This window comes from Mycolicibacterium arseniciresistens (genome assembly GCF_030519285.1).
In the GTDB taxonomy this organism is placed as follows: domain Bacteria; phylum Actinomycetota; class Actinomycetes; order Mycobacteriales; family Mycobacteriaceae; genus Mycobacterium; species Mycobacterium arseniciresistens.
In genome coordinates, this window is record NZ_JAUMSQ010000238.1 from 1 (window position 1) to 13577 (window position 13577).

At 70.2% G+C, this 13577-nt stretch carries 16 protein-coding genes; 2 read left to right on the plus strand and 14 right to left on the minus strand.

Annotated features, from left to right (window positions below):
• From Q2100_RS23505 to Q2100_RS23515, 3 genes are all read right to left on the minus strand, one after another.
• On the minus strand, positions 1 to 1099 hold a 1099-nt coding region (locus tag Q2100_RS23505; RefSeq protein ID WP_302915992.1), incomplete at its 3' end, for a chromosome segregation SMC family protein.
• A gap of 27 nt (positions 1100 to 1126) precedes the next feature.
• A complete protein-coding gene (locus Q2100_RS23510; protein ID WP_302915993.1) occupies positions 1127 to 1411 on the minus strand; it encodes an acylphosphatase in 285 nt (94 codons plus the stop codon).
• The gene (locus Q2100_RS23515; RefSeq protein ID WP_302915994.1) at positions 1395 to 1823 is read right to left on the minus strand and encodes an OsmC family protein; all 429 of its coding nucleotides are present in this window, start codon (positions 1821 to 1823) and stop codon (positions 1395 to 1397) included. The genes Q2100_RS23510 and Q2100_RS23515 overlap by 17 nt, the downstream gene beginning before the upstream one ends.
• A 126-nt stretch (positions 1824 to 1949) precedes the next feature.
• Between Q2100_RS23515 and Q2100_RS23520 the strand changes: the two genes are divergently transcribed.
• Entirely contained in the window at positions 1950 to 2798 is an 849-nt protein-coding gene (locus tag Q2100_RS23520; protein ID WP_302915995.1) for an Rv0361 family membrane protein, read from the plus strand.
• Position 2799: 1 nt separating this feature from the next.
• Here the strand turns inward: Q2100_RS23520 and mutM are convergent, their stop codons facing one another.
• From mutM to Q2100_RS23545, 5 genes are all read right to left on the minus strand, one after another.
• A complete protein-coding gene (gene mutM, locus Q2100_RS23525; RefSeq protein WP_264011734.1) occupies positions 2800 to 3660 on the minus strand; it encodes a DNA-formamidopyrimidine glycosylase in 861 nt (286 codons plus the stop codon).
• Positions 3653 to 4354, minus strand: coding sequence for a ribonuclease III (rnc, locus tag Q2100_RS23530; RefSeq protein WP_264011735.1), 702 nt, complete (start codon positions 4352 to 4354; stop codon positions 3653 to 3655). The genes mutM and rnc overlap by 8 nt, the downstream gene beginning before the upstream one ends.
• A complete protein-coding gene (locus tag Q2100_RS23535; protein WP_264011736.1) occupies positions 4351 to 4953 on the minus strand; it encodes a YceD family protein in 603 nt (200 codons plus the stop codon). Before Q2100_RS23535 ends, rnc begins: the two co-directional genes overlap by 4 nt.
• A 73-nt stretch (positions 4954 to 5026) precedes the next feature.
• On the minus strand, positions 5027 to 5764 hold the full coding sequence (gene sepIVA, locus Q2100_RS23540) for a cell division protein SepIVA (protein WP_264011737.1): 738 nt from the start codon (positions 5762 to 5764) through the stop codon (positions 5027 to 5029).
• 167 nt (positions 5765 to 5931) lie between these two features.
• Positions 5932 to 6498, minus strand: a complete 567-nt coding sequence (locus Q2100_RS23545) for a hemerythrin domain-containing protein (protein ID WP_269895022.1) — start codon at positions 6496 to 6498, stop codon at positions 5932 to 5934.
• A gap of 149 nt (positions 6499 to 6647) precedes the next feature.
• On the opposite strand from Q2100_RS23545, the gene Q2100_RS23550 reads away from it, so the two are divergent.
• Positions 6648 to 7037 (plus strand): VOC family protein, encoded by a 390-nt coding sequence (locus Q2100_RS23550; RefSeq protein WP_302915996.1) that lies wholly within the window; start codon positions 6648 to 6650, stop codon positions 7035 to 7037.
• A gap of 10 nt (positions 7038 to 7047) precedes the next feature.
• Here the strand turns inward: Q2100_RS23550 and coaD are convergent, their stop codons facing one another.
• The 6 genes from coaD to Q2100_RS23580 form a co-directional block, all read right to left on the minus strand.
• On the minus strand, positions 7048 to 7530 hold the full coding sequence (gene coaD / locus Q2100_RS23555; protein ID WP_302915997.1) for a pantetheine-phosphate adenylyltransferase: 483 nt from the start codon (positions 7528 to 7530) through the stop codon (positions 7048 to 7050).
• A gap of 97 nt (positions 7531 to 7627) precedes the next feature.
• Positions 7628 to 8173 carry a 16S rRNA (guanine(966)-N(2))-methyltransferase RsmD gene (gene rsmD / locus Q2100_RS23560; protein WP_302916002.1) on the minus strand — a complete coding sequence of 182 codons (546 nt, stop codon included), beginning with the start codon at positions 8171 to 8173 and terminating at the stop codon, positions 7628 to 7630.
• Positions 8170 to 11553, minus strand: a complete 3384-nt coding sequence (locus tag Q2100_RS23565) for a pyruvate carboxylase (RefSeq protein ID WP_302915998.1) — start codon at positions 11551 to 11553, stop codon at positions 8170 to 8172. The genes rsmD and Q2100_RS23565 overlap by 4 nt, the downstream gene beginning before the upstream one ends.
• Before the next feature lie 43 nt (positions 11554 to 11596).
• The gene (locus Q2100_RS23570; RefSeq protein ID WP_302915999.1) at positions 11597 to 12229 is read right to left on the minus strand and encodes a vitamin K epoxide reductase family protein; all 633 of its coding nucleotides are present in this window, start codon (positions 12227 to 12229) and stop codon (positions 11597 to 11599) included.
• Complete coding sequence (locus tag Q2100_RS23575; protein ID WP_302916000.1) at positions 12226 to 13005, minus strand: DsbA family protein; 780 nt, start codon at positions 13003 to 13005, stop codon at positions 12226 to 12228. Before Q2100_RS23575 ends, Q2100_RS23570 begins: the two co-directional genes overlap by 4 nt.
• A 50-nt stretch (positions 13006 to 13055) precedes the next feature.
• The coding region (locus Q2100_RS23580; protein ID WP_302916001.1) for an alpha/beta hydrolase at positions 13056 to 13577 on the minus strand (522 nt) is incomplete at its 5' end.

Here is a 13577-nt window from a genome sequence, read left to right on the forward strand (position 1 = left end):
TCCGGTCCTTCTCGGACTGTTCGGCGCGGGCCTCCTCGAGGCGCCGCCGTGACTCCTCCAGCTCGCCGAGCAGTTGCGCCTCCCGCGCGGCCATTTCGTCGGCCTCGGCCTCGAGCTCCTCGGGATCCCGGCCGGTCGACGGCTCGGGCTCGGACTCGAGCAGCTGGGCCCGCTCGCTGGCGATGCGGACGGTCGCGCCGACCCGCTCGGCGAGCGCCGACAGCCGGAACCACGTCTGCTGGGCGCCCTCGGCGCGTTCCGACAGCGACGCCACCGCCGCCTCGTGGCCGTCGAGCTCAGCGGTCGCGGCCTCCAGCCGGGTGGTGATCTCGTCGTGCTCGCGGCGCAGCGTCGTCTCGGCCTGATCGGTGTTGTCGAACTCGGTCTTGCGGGTCACCAGGTCGTCGGCCGCCAACCGCAGCCGGGCGTCACGCAGGTCGGCCTGGATGGTCTGCGCGCGACGGGCCATCTCGGCCTGCCGCCCCAGCGGTTTGAGCTGGCGGCGCAGTTCGGTGGTGAGGTCGCTGAGGCGCGCCAGGTTGGCCGACATGGAGTCGAGCTTGCGGACCGCCTTCTCCTTGCGCTTGCGGTGCTTGAGCACGCCCGCGGCTTCCTCGATGAACGCCCGGCGTTCCTCGGGCCGGGACTCCAGGATCTCCGAGAGCTTGCCCTGCCCGACGATGACGTGCATCTCCCGGCCGATGCCCGAGTCGGAGAGCAGCTCCTGGACATCCATCAATCGGCAACTGCTGCCGTTGATCTCGTATTCACCGGCGCCGTCGCGGAACATCCGGCGGGTGATCGACACCTCGGAGTACTCGATGGGCAGCGCGTTGTCGGAGTTGTCGATGGTCAGCGTCACCTCGGCGCGGCCCAGCGGCGCGCGCGACGACGTGCCGGCGAAGATGACGTCCTCCATCTTGCCGCCGCGCAACGTCTTGGCGCCCTGCTCGCCCATCACCCAGGTCAGCGCGTCCACCACGTTGGACTTGCCCGACCCGTTGGGCCCGACGACGCAGGTGATGCCCGGTTCGAAGCGAAGAGTCGTCGGCGATGCGAAGGACTTGAAGCCCTTCAGCGTCAGACTCTTGAGATGCATGACGTGCCAGACTACTGACCGCCGCGGCTAACGCTCCCGAAACCCCGTGATCGGCTCGCCGGCGTCGGACCAGTCGGCGACGACGGTGGTGACCGAGCCGGGGGTGTTCTCCCCCTGCAACAGGTCGAGCAGCCGCTCGCAGGCGTCCCGGGGGCCTTGGGCGACCACCTGCACCCTCCCGTCGGACTTGTTGGCGGCGAACCCGGTGAGCCCGAGTTCCAGTGCCCGCGACCTTGTCCACCACCGGAAGCCGACGCCCTGCACGCGGCCGTGCACCCACGCGGTCAGCCGGACGTCAGCGTCGTGCGGCATCGCCGGTCCCAGCGTCGACCTCGAAGGTCACCGTGGTGCCCGACTTGAGCGTCCGGCCCACCGTGCACACCTGATCGATCGCCCGCTCGACGACGGTGAGCAGCCGGGCACGGTCCTGCTCGGACAGCCCGGACAGGTCCACCTCGAGCTTCTCCTCGAGTAGCGGGTAGCGCTCCTGCTCGCGGTCGGCCACCCCGGACACCCGGATCGTCGCGGCGTAGTCGTCGCCGAGGCGCCGCCGCAGCGGCTGGTCGCTCGACATTCCGCTGCAGGCCGCGAGGGCGATCTTCATGAGCTCGCCCGGTGTGAACACGCCGTCGACGTCGTCGCTGCCGACGAGCACCTCCGCGCCGCGTGAGCTCCGCCCGGTGTACCGACGCACGCCCGTACGCTGCACCCACAGTTCCGTCATGGTCTCTTTCTACAACGTGGCGGCCACCGGAATTCCCCGCCCTCGCGGGCGCCCGGCACCGCGGTGACTGCCTGCCCGCAGGGCGTCCCGGTGTTACGGTCGTCGCGACTGCCTCAGGAGCAACCCATGACCCACGTGCCACCCACGCCGCCCGATCCGAATCAGGGTCAGTGGTCCCCGCAGGGCGCCTACGGACCACCTCAGTACGGCGCGCCGCAGGGACCGTACGGTCCGGGACCCGAGTACGGTCCGCCGGCACCGCAGTACGGTCCGCCGGCACCGCAGTACGGACAGCCTCAGCAATACGGACAGCCGCAGCAGTACGGGCCGCCGTCCGAGCAGTACGGCCAAACCCCGTACGGCCAGCCCCAGTACGGCCAACCGCAGTACGGCCAGCCCCAGCAGTACGGCTACGAGGGCGCGCCGTATCCGCCCGCCGGCTACCAGGGTGGCTACCCGCCGCCCGGCTGGGGGCCGGCCCCGCAGCCGCCCGGCTCCGGACGGGGAAAGTGGTTGCTGTTCGGCGGAATCGGCGTCGCACTGGTCATCGCGCTGGTCGTCGTCATCGCGCTGGTGGCCGGCTCCGGCGACAGTGGCAATTCCTCGGCGAGCGGTGGGGGCACGTCGGCCGAATCGGATGACGAAGCCGCGATCCGTCAGCTGTTCGACGACATCAATGCCAGCAGTGACTTCGAAGCCGCACTGCAGAGCTATTTCTGCGCCGGCGACCGAGAACTGTTCGAGTCGTTCGGTGATCTCGGCGACCTCGGTGACCTGGGCGACCTCGACGTCCCGGGCGATCCCGGCTCGTCGACGGAGACCGCGGAGATCTCCGACATCCAGGTCGACGGTGACGCGGCGACCGCACAGGTGGAGACCGGCACCCAGAAAGAGGAAGTGCACTTCGCCAAGGAAGGCGACGACTGGAAGGTCTGCATGACCGCGGCGCCGGGCTTCCCGGAGATGCCCCGCTAGGTCAGGACCGCCGCACGCGGGGCCGGGCCTGGCATCGCGGACAGTAGAACGACGAGCGGTTCATGAACTTCTCCCGCCGCATCACCGCACCACAGCGCCGGCACGGCTCGCCCTCGCGGCCGTAGGCGTCCAGCGACCGGTCGAAGTACCCCGATTCGCCGTTGACGTTGACGTACAGCGAGTCGAATGACGTGCCGCCCTGGCCGAGGGCGTCGGTCATCACCTCGGCGGCGGCGTCGAGCAGTTCGGTCAGCTGCCGACGGGTCAGCGCCGACGCCAGGCGGGTGCCGTTGATCTTCGCCCGCCACAGCGCCTCGTCGGCGTAGATGTTGCCGATCCCCGACACCACCGTCTGGTCGAGCAGCTGGCGCTTGATCTCGGAGTGCTTGCGGCGCAACACCGTCACCACCCCGTCGCGGTCGAAGCGCGGATCGAGCGGATCGCGGGCGAGATGCGCCACCGGCATCGGGACGTCGGTGCCGTCCACGGTCACCATGTCGGCCAGCTGCCAGCCCCCGAAGGTGCGCTGATCGACGAAACTCAGCGCGGTGCCGTCGTCGAGCAGTGCGGCGATGCGCAGGTGGTTCTCGTTGGCCACGGGTCCGAGGAGCATCTGACCACTCATGCCGAGGTGGACGACCAGTGCCGTGTCACCGTCGTCGAGCGTGAGCCACAGGTACTTCCCCCGCCGGCCGGTTCCGGCGACGTGCGCGTCGAGCAGTCGGCCGGTCAGGTCGGCGGGGCCTGCGCCGTGACGCCGGACCGCGCGAGGGTGGTGGACCCGCACCGCGGTGATGGTCCGGCCCGTGACATGGGCGTCAAGGCCACGCCGGACGACCTCGACCTCGGGTAGTTCAGGCATCGACACCCGTGGCCGACAACGCATTCCAAGCCGCTGCGGCGGCCCTGAGCTCGGCCTCCTTCTTGGTGCGTCCCACTCCCCTGCCGTACTCGATGTCCGCGACGACGACGGTGGCGGTGAATTCCTTGTCGTGGTCCGGGCCCGTCGAGGTGACCACGTAGGACGGCGCGCCCATGCTCCGGGCCACGGTGAGCTCCTGCAGGCTGCTCTTCCAGTCCAGCCCGGCGCCCAACGTCGGTGCGGTGGTGATCAATTCGGCGAACAGCCGCAGGATCACCTCCCGCGCGGTCGCCAGCCCGTGCTCGACATAGATGGCGCCGAGCAGTGATTCGACGCCGTCGGCCAGGATGCTCGACTTGTCGGCGCCGCCGGAGTGCTCCTCGCCCTTGCCGAGCAGCAGGTAGGCGCCCAGCCCGTCGGCGCTGAGATTGCGGCCGACGTCGGCGAGTGCGTGTGTGTTGACGATGCTGGCGCGCAGCTTGGCGAGGTCGCCTTCTGAGCGGTCGGGGTGGCGGTGGTAGAGCTCCTCGGTGACGGTCAGGCCGAGCACGGCGTCGCCGAGGAACTCCAGGCGCTCGTTGGTCGGCAGGCCGCCGTTCTCGTAGGAGTAGCTGCGGTGGGTCAGGGCGATGGTGAGCAGTTCAGGGGGCAGGTCCACCCCCAGCGCCTCGAGCAGCGGCGCGCGGTCGGTCACGAATCGTCCCCCGGTTCGCGGGGCGCCTCGTCGGGCAGCAGCGCCGCCAGTTTCGCCCAGCGTGGGTCGAGCTGTTCGTGGTGATGGTCCGGCTCGGCTTCGGCCAACCGGACGCCGCATTCGGCGCACAGCCCTTCGCAGTCCGGCCCGCACAGCGGGGCGAACGGCAGTGCGAGACCGATGGCGTCGATGACCGGCTGCTCGAGGTCGACGGTGTCGGCCTGACCGCTCGAGCCCACCCGGCCGATCTCGTCGGCGTCCGTGGTCTCGTCGGTGGCGCTGTCGGGATAGGCGAACAGCTCGGTCAGGTCGATGTCGACGTGGCCGGTGATCGGGGTCAGGCAGCGTCCGCACTCGCCGGCGGTCGGCGCCGAGACGGTGCCGGTGACCAGCACACCCTCCGACACGGACTCGATCCGCAGGTCGAGCTCGAGCGGGGCGTCCTTCTCCACCGCGACGAGGTCGAGGCCGATCCGCAACGGACTGGGGATCGTCTCGCGGACCGTGAGCATCGAGCCCGGTCGCCGGCCCAGCGTGGACAGGTCGAGCACGAGCGGCGAAGGTGTTGCACGGTGTCGCGCTCTCCGCTGCGTAGCCATGTGTGCGATGTTACGGCGCTGCTCAAGGCGGCCGCCGCGGGATCGCGGCTGCCGGACGGGCGCGGCCCCGGGGCTACCTGGTGACGTAGTCGTGCGTCCCGGCCGCAGTGCGCAGCTGGTGGCGGCCGCGACCGACGGAGCGCAGCGTGCCGTTGAGGAACTCCTCGAACTCGGCGAGCTTGCTGTCGACGTAGATGTCGCACTCCCCGCGGAGCCGGTCCGCCTCGGCGTGCGCGGTGTCGACCAGGCGGGTGGCCTCGGCGTTCGCGGTGGCGACGATCTCGGTCTGCGACACCAGCCGCTGCTGCTCCTTGATGCCTTCCTGGACGGCCTTCTCGTAGGAGATGTTGCCGTTCTCGATCAGGCGGTCGGCCTCCGCCTTGGCGCGGCCGGTGGCGGCGTCGTACTCGCGCTTGGCGGTGGCGCTGACCCGCGCCGCCTCTTCGCGCGCCTCGCCGACCATCCGCTCGCTGTGCTGGCGTGCCTCGGCGACCATCCGGTCTGCCTGGGCCTTGGCGTCGGCGAGCAGGCGGTCGGCCTCGCCGCGCGCATGGTTGAGCATCGAGTCCGCCTCGGCGCGTGACGACGCCACCATGCCCTCGGAGTGCTCCTTGGCGTCGCGCAGCAGTGAGTCGCGGGCGTCGAGCACGTCCTGCGCGTCGTCGAGCTCACCGGGGATGGCGTCCTTGATGTCGTCGATCAGCTCGAGGACGTCTCCGCGGGGCACCACACACCCCGCGGTCATCGGCACGCCGCGCGCTTCTTCCACGATTGCGCCCAGTTCGTCGAGCGCCTCAAAAACTCGGTACACGGCAACACCCTCCAGGCGAAGTAAGTTGTTACTAGTGTGCCTGGTGTTACCGCTGTGACTCTGCAGCACGGTCGGTGTGTCGCACCCGGCACATTTTCAGCATGCAATGCAGCATGCACCAGCGCACGGCCGGCCGAACCCGCAGGCCGGGCGCTGGTGCGTGCCGCTCAGCGCATCGCCGCGGCGATCGCGTCGCGCGCCCGGTCCAGCATCGAGGCGAACGGGCCGACCGCGAAGTTCAGTTTCGCCGACTCGACCCCGGGATGTGGCCGGGTGGGGGCGATCGCCTGCGCGGCCAGGACTCCCGCGGCCATCCGCTTGAGATCGGCGGGGTCCAGTTCGCGCTGCAGCTTGTTGAACTCCTCGGTCTCCTCGCGTTCGGCATGGTCGAGCACGGACGCACGGAACAGCACGAGTTCGTCGAGGAACTCCTGGGAGCCGATGTCCATCGCCTCCAGGGCGGACAGGTGCTCCTTGGCGACGTGTTCCTCGCGCAGGCGGGCGTCGACGATGAGGTCCCCGCTGTCCACCTCGCGACGGACCCTGGGGTGCACCACCATCTCCTCGGCGGTCTCGTGCACCGCGAGGAGTTGGCGCAGTTCGGTGAACGCCTTCTCCCTGGCCTTGGTCTCCGACGCGTACAGCACGTCATCGAACATGTCCTTGATGAGGTTGTGCTGGTCCTTGAGAAACGCGACGACGTCGTCGGTCGATTGCACGAATGTCTGAGCCACGACAGTGACCTCCGTATTGCTGGCTGGTTCGGGCGGCGCAATGGGCTGTGCGCCACACCGTGGCTACCCCGCATCGGGCCAGGTCAACCGTGCGAGGGCCGCCGTGAGCCGGTGATCTGCGTCGCCGCGGCCGTGGCAGGATGTGCGCCATGACGACGCCTGGTCCGCCGGTGGGACGCCTTGGCGCCACCTCGATCGACTGCCCCGACCCGGCCGCCCTCGCCGATTTCTACGCCGCACTGCTCGGCATGCACCGTCTCGTCGAGGCCCCCGACGGCAGTGTCGTCGCGATCAGCGACGGCACCGGGGTGCTGGCGTTCATGCGCGTCGCCGACTACGTCGCGCCGACCTGGCCCGAGCCCGGGCAGCTCCAGCAGATGCATCTCGACGTCTCCGTCGACGACATCACCGACGCCGTCGCGCAGGCGGTCGCCCTCGGTGCCCGTGAGGCTGCCCATCAGCAGGCCCCCGCACTGTGGCGCGTGATGCTCGACCCCGTCGGCCACCCGTTCTGCCTCACCACGGTGACGCCCGACTAGGTGCGGCGAGTCAGCCTGCCGCGCTCCGCCTTTCGGCCAGCCGGCGGTTGACCGCCTCGGGCAGCAGCTCGGTGACGTCACCGCCGAGCATCGCCACCTCCTTGGCCAGCGACGACGACACGAACGAGTAGCGCGGCGTGGTCGCGACGAAGAAGGTGTCCACCCCGGCGACATGCTTGTTCATCTGGGCCATCTGCAGCTCGTACTCGAAGTCGGTGCCGGTGCGCAGGCCCTTGACGATCGCGGTCAGCCCGCGCGCCTTGACGAAGTCGACGACCAGCCCGGAGCCGGACTCCACCCGCAGGTTCGGCAGGTGCGTCGTGGACTCCTCGATCATCGCGATCCGCTCGTCGGGGCTGAACAGCCCCTTCTTGTTCGGATTCCCGAGCACGGCGACGACGACCTCGTCGAACTGCGCGGCGGCCCGCTCGAAGACGTCGATGTGACCAAGCGTGACCGGGTCGAACGATCCGGGGCATATGGCGCCGCTCATGGGTGACGACGCTAGCAGGGCGGCTCGGAGGGCAGGAGCGAAGCGACCGGGGATTGAATCGGAGGGCAGGAGCGAAGCGACCGGGGATTGAATCCGCTCAGGACTCGGCGATGTCCAGCCGGGTGTCGCCGTAACGCCGCTGCGGCCACGGGGTCCAGTGCTCCGGCCACCGTGTCGGCGCAGCCGATGCGCGGCGCTCGATCACCACCACCGTCCCGGCACGTGTCCAGCCGGCGTCGAGCAGCGCGAGCATCTCGTCGATCTCCGCCTCGGCGATGTCGTAGGGCGGGTCGGCCAGCACCAGGTCCACCGGCGATGCCGCGCCGCCGAGCGCAGCGGCCACACCGGTCTTGCGCACGTGCGCGTTCCGCACGCCGAGGTCGGCGAGATTGCCCTCGATGACCCCGGCCGCGCGCCGATCCGCCTCGACGAACGTCACGGTCGACGCACCGCGCGAAATCGCCTCCAGCCCAAGGGCTCCGGATCCGGCGTACAGGTCGAGCACCGACAGCCCGGCCAGGTCGAGCCGGGCCGTGAGCACGTTGAACAACGACTCCCTGACCCGGTCGGTGGTGGGCCGGGTGCCGCTGCGCGGAACGGTGATCCGGCGGCCGCCGAGCGCGCCGGCGATGAGGCGGGTCAGCTGACCACGACCAGGAGGTCGCCGCCTTCGACCTGTGCGGTGTCGGCGACCGCGATGCGCGCCACCTTGCCGTCCTTGGGTGCGGTGATGGCGGCCTCCATCTTCATCGCCTCGATCGTGGCGATGGTCTGGCCGGCGCTGACCTCGTCGCCGACGGCGACGGTGACGTTCACGACGCCGGCGAACGGGGCGGCGACGTGGTCGGGGTCGGTGCGGTCAGCCTTCTCGGCGGTCGGCACCTCGCTGGCGATGCTGTTGTCGCGCACCAGAACCGGGCGCAGCTGGCCGTTGAGGATGCACATCACGGTCCGCATGCCGCGTTCGTCGGCGTCGGAGACGGCCTCCAGGCCGATGAGCAGTTCGACACCCCGCTCGAGGTACACCCGGTGCTCCTCACCCTGGCGCAGACCGTAGAGGAACTGGTTGGCGCTCAGCCGGGAGGTGTCGCCGTAGACCTCGCGGTGCGCCTCGAATTCCTTGGTGGGGCCGGGGAACAGCAGGCGGTTGAGTGCGGCCTGGCGTTTCGGGCCGGGCTGGGCCAGCACCGCCTCGTCCTCCGGACTCAGTTCGGTGACGGGCTTGGCGGGGGCGCGCCCGGCCAGTGCCGTGGAGCGCAGCGGTTCGGGCCAGCCGCCGGGCGGATCACCCAACTCGCCGCGCAGGAAGCCGATCACGCTGTCAGGGATGTCGAAACGGGCCGGGTCGGCGGCGAACTCGTCGGCGTCGGCACCGGCGCCGACCAGCGACAGCGCCAGGTCGCCGACAACCTTGGACGACGGCGTGACCTTGACCAGGCGGCCGAGGATGCGGTCGGCGCCCGCGTAGGCGTTCTCGATGTCCTCGAACCGGTCGCCGAGCCCCAGCGCGATGGCCTGCTGACGCAGATTGGAGAGCTGACCGCCGGGGATCTCGTGGTGGTAGACCCGCCCGGTCGGCGCGGGAAGGCCGGACTCGAACGGCGCGTACACCTTTCGCAGCGCCTCCCAGTACGGCTCCAGGTCGCAGACCGCGCCCAGGTCCAGTCCGGTGTCGCGGTCTGTGTGCGCGGCGGCGGCCACGATCGAGGAGAGTGCGGGCTGGCTGGTGGTGCCGGCCAGCGGCGCGGCGGCCCCGTCGACCGCCGACGCGCCTGCGGCCCAGGCCGCGGTGTAGGTGGCGAGCTGGCCGCCGGGGGTGTCGTGGGTGTGCACGTGCACCGGCAGGTCGAAACGGGACCGCAGCGCGCCGACCAGCAGGGTGGCCGCGTGCGGCCGCAGCAGCCCGGCCATGTCCTTGATGGCCAGTACGTGTGCACCCGCCTCGACGATCTGCTCGGCCAGCCGCAGGTAGTAGTCCAGCGTGTAGAGATCCTCACGGGGATCGGCGCAGTCGCCGGTGTAGGACATCGCCACCTCGGCGACCGCGCTGCCGCTGGCGCGCACGGCGTCGATGGCGGGGCGCATCGAGTCGACGTTGTTCAGCGCGTCGAAGATGCGGTAGATGTCGATGCCCGTCGCGGTGGCCTCCTCGACGAACGCCGTCGTCACCGTCTCCGGATAGGGCGTGTACCCCACGGTGTTGCGGCCGCGCAGCAGCATCTGCAGACAGATGTTGGGCACCGCCTCACGCAGCGCCGCCAGCCGCTCCCACGGGTCCTCCTTCAGGAACCGCAGCGCCACATCGTAAGTCGCGCCACCCCAGCACTCGATGGACAGCAGCTGCGGCATCATCCGCGCCACGTAGGGCGCCACCGTCAGCAGTCCGGTGCTGCGCACCCGGGTGGCCAGCAGCGACTGGTGGGCGTCGCGGAAGGTGGTGTCGGTGACCCCGACCGCGGGCTCGTCACGCAGCCACGCCGCGAAGCCCTCCGGGCCCAGCTCCATGAGGCGCTGCTTGCTACCTGCCGGCGCCGGCGTCGTGAGGTCCAGGGTGGGCAGCTTGTCCTGGGGGTACACCGCCGACGGCCGCGGGCCGTGCGGCTGGTTGACCGTCACGTCGGCCAGGTAGTTGAGGATCTTGGTGCCGCGGTCGGCCGGGGTGCGGGCGGTCAGCAGGTAGGGACGTTCGTCGATGAACGACGTGGTGACCCTGCCCGCGCGGAAGTCCACGTCGTTGACCACGGCCTGCAGGAACGGGATGTTGGTCGATACACCGCGGATCCTGAACTCCGCCAGCGCACGTCGCGCACGGGCCACCGCGGTGGAGAAGTCCCGGCCGCGGCATGTCAGCTTGACCAGCATCGAGTCGAAGTGCGCACTGATCTCGGCGCCGAGCACGGTGCCGCCGTCGAGGCGGATCCCCGCTCCGCCCGGCGACCGGTAACCGGTGATGCGGCCGGTGTCCGGCCGGAAGCCGTTGGCTGGATCCTCGGTGGTGATCCGGCACTGCAGGGCGAATGCGCGCGTCCTCAGTTCATCCTGACTCAATCCGAGATCGGCCAGCGATTCGCCGTCGGCGATGCGCAACTGGGAGGCCACGAGGTCCACATCGGTGATCTCCTCGGTGACGGTGTGCTCCACCTGGATGCGCGGATTCATCTCGATGAACACGTGGTTGCCGCGCTCGTCGAGCAGGAACTCCACGGTGCCCGCGTAGGCGTATCCGATCTCGCGGGCGAATGCCACCGCGTCGGCGCAGATCTTCTCCCGCAGCTCGGCGGGCAGGTTCGGGGCCGGGGCCAGCTCGATCACCTTCTGGTGGCGGCGCTGCACGCTGCAGTCCCGCTCGAACAGGTGCATCACCTCGCCGTGGCGGTCGGCCAGGATCTGCACCTCGATGTGGCGCGGGTTCAGCACCGCCTGCTCCAGGTACACCGATGCGTCACCGAACGCCGACTCCGCCTCGCGGCTGGCCGCCTCGATGGCCTCCTGGAGCTCTCCCGGTTCGCTGACCCGCCGCATCCCGCGGCCGCCGCCGCCGGAAACGGCCTTGACGAACAGCGGGAACTCCATCGACTCCGCGGCGGCCAGCAGCTCCTCGACCGACTCCGACGGCGCCGACGAAGAGAGCACGGGCAGCCCGGCGGCCCGGGCCGCCTCGATCGCCCGCGACTTGTTGCCGGTCAGTTCCAGGATGTCGGCGCCGGGCCCGACGAAGGTGATGCCGGCCTCGGCGCACTCCGCGGCCAGTTGGGGATTCTCCGAGAGGAAGCCGTAGCCGGGATAGACCGCGTCGGCGCCGGCGTGCCGGGCGACCCGGATGATCTCGTCGACCGACAGGTAGGCGCGCACCGGATGGCCGACCTCGCCGATCTGGTAGGACTCGTCGGCCTTCAGCCGGTGCAGCGAATTGCGGTCCTCGTACGGGTACACCGCCACCGTCGCGATGCCCATCTCATAGGCCGCGCGAAACGCCCGGATCGCTATTTCCCCACGGTTGGCGACCAGCACCTTCGAGATCACGCGCTACTTTAACGCGTCGCGCGGGCCCGACGTCCCGGGGTGGTCAGAGAAGGGTGGACCAGTAGTCCCAGAACCGCTCGAGGATGAGCAGGATCAACCCGGTGAACCACAGCGCGACGAGCGACCATCGCCACTGGTGCACAGCGCGTGCGAACGCGTTGCCCTGCGCAGGCCGCAGCGCGATCGACGACACCACCACCAGCAGCGGAATCGTCACCGCCCACACCACCATGCAGTAAGGGCACAGCGCGCCGATCCGGTACAGGCTCTGGAAGATCAACCAGTGCACGAACACGGTGCCCGCCAGCGTCCCGGCCGCAAGACCCATCCAGTACCAGCGCGGCAGCGACACCTTGGCGACGGCGAGCACACCGGTCATCAGGACCACGGTGAACGCCACGATGCCCATCAGCGAGTTCGGGAAGCCGAACGCCGACGCCTGCGGCGTGGTCATCACCGAACCGCACGAGAGCACCGGGTTCAGGCTGCACGACGGCACGTAGCTGGGGTCGATGAGGAGTTCGACCTTCTCCACCGTCAGGGTGACCGCCGCCGCCAGGCCGAGGACACCGGCGATCAGCACCCACACCGCGCTCGGCGTCCGGACGCGGCTCCCGGACCGCGTGTCCGCGGCCGGTTCGGTCGGTTCGACGGCGTTGGGCGCGGCGACGGTCATGACGACGGCGGGGGAACGGGGCCGGGGGCGGGGCCGTCGAGGGCCGGGATGTCGCCGACGATCTTCTTGACCTCGGCGATCAGGTCGTCGGGCGTGGTGTTGTTGGCCAGCCGGAAGTCTTCGCCGTTGATGCGGATGGTCGGCGTGCCGTTGACGTCCGTCGCGTCCGCCATGCCCTTGACCATCTCGACATAGCGGCCCTTGTTGATGCAGTCGGCCACGCCGCCGGTGACGCCGGCCTGCCGGGCGTACTCGATCAGCTGCTTGTCGTCGGGGTAGACCCCGCTGTTCTCCTGCGGCTGGATGCCCGGGGTGAACAGCGCCGCGTGGAAACGCTGGAACGCCTCTTTGTTCTCGTCGGCCACGCAGTACGCGGCGCTGCCGGCACGCGAGGAGTAGCCGTCACCGGCGCGGTCGAGGATCGCCACCGTGTAATAGTCCGCGGCCACCGCACCGCTGTCGATGAGCTTGCCGACCGTCGGCCCGAACTCCTGCTCGAACGCGCCGCAGGCCGGGCACATGAAGTCCTCGTAGAGCGACAGCACCACCTTGGGCTCGGTGGTGCCCTCCTTGACGATCAGGCTGTCCGACGCCAACCGGACGGCCTTGGCCTCGCCGGAGCCGGGACGGTCCTCGGCCGACGACACGATGTAGAGCACGAGCGCGACGGCGAACACCACCACGATCCCGGTCAGGCCGATCTGGATGAACAGGTTGCGCTTGCGATCGGCCGCCTTCAGGTCGTAGCGGGGCGTCTTCTTGGGTTTGGTGGCCACGGGCCCAGCGTACCGGCGGGTGGTCGGCGGGCCCCAGCGTGCACCGGGTGCTACGGGTGCTGCAGATGCGCCCGCAGCGCCGAGATCATGTCCGCGGTGGCCCGCTCGCTGCCGCCGCCCAGCGGGAAGAAGTTGACGAAGCCGTGCACCAGCGTGCTCTCCTCGCGCAGCTCGACGGCGTTCCCGGCGGCGCGCAGCGCCTCGGCGTAGCGGTTGCCCTCGTCGCGCAGCGGGTCGAAACCGCCGGTCAGAACCAGCGCCGGGGGCAGCCCGCGCAGGTCGTCGGCCAGCAGTGGCGACACCACCGGATCGTCGACGGTCACCGACGAGCCGTCGACGTAGTTCGCGGCGAACCAGTTCATGTCGCGGGCGGTGAGGAAGTAGCCGTCGGCGAACAGCGTCTTGGACCTGGTGTCGCTGCTCAGATCGGTGACCGGGTAGATGAGCAGCTGCAACGCCGGTGGGCGGACGCCGTCGCGGCGGGCATGCTGGCAGACCACCGCGGCCAGGTTGCCCCCCGCGCTGTCGCCGCCGACGGCGACGCGCTGCGGGTCGGCTCCCAGCTCCGCGGC

Bases quoted from the DNA above. Each gene is read 5' to 3' on its own strand.
- Q2100_RS23510 (WP_302915993.1), bottom strand. From the start codon at position 1,411: ATGCCGCACGACGCTGACGTCCGGCTGACCGCGTGGGTGCACGGCCGC.
- Q2100_RS23515 (WP_302915994.1), bottom strand. From the start codon at position 1,823: ATGACGGAACTGTGGGTGCAGCGTACGGGCGTGCGTCGGTACACCGGG.
- Q2100_RS23520 (WP_302915995.1), top strand. From the start codon at position 1,950: ATGACCCACGTGCCACCCACGCCGCCCGATCCGAATCAGGGTCAGTGG.
- mutM (WP_264011734.1), bottom strand. From the start codon at position 3,660: ATGCCTGAACTACCCGAGGTCGAGGTCGTCCGGCGTGGCCTTGACGCC.
- Q2100_RS23535 (WP_264011736.1), bottom strand. From the start codon at position 4,953: ATGGCTACGCAGCGGAGAGCGCGACACCGTGCAACACCTTCGCCGCTC.
- Q2100_RS23550 (WP_302915996.1), top strand. From the start codon at position 6,648: ATGACGACGCCTGGTCCGCCGGTGGGACGCCTTGGCGCCACCTCGATC.
- coaD (WP_302915997.1), bottom strand. From the start codon at position 7,530: ATGAGCGGCGCCATATGCCCCGGATCGTTCGACCCGGTCACGCTTGGT.
- Q2100_RS23570 (WP_302915999.1), bottom strand. From the start codon at position 12,229: ATGACCGTCGCCGCGCCCAACGCCGTCGAACCGACCGAACCGGCCGCG.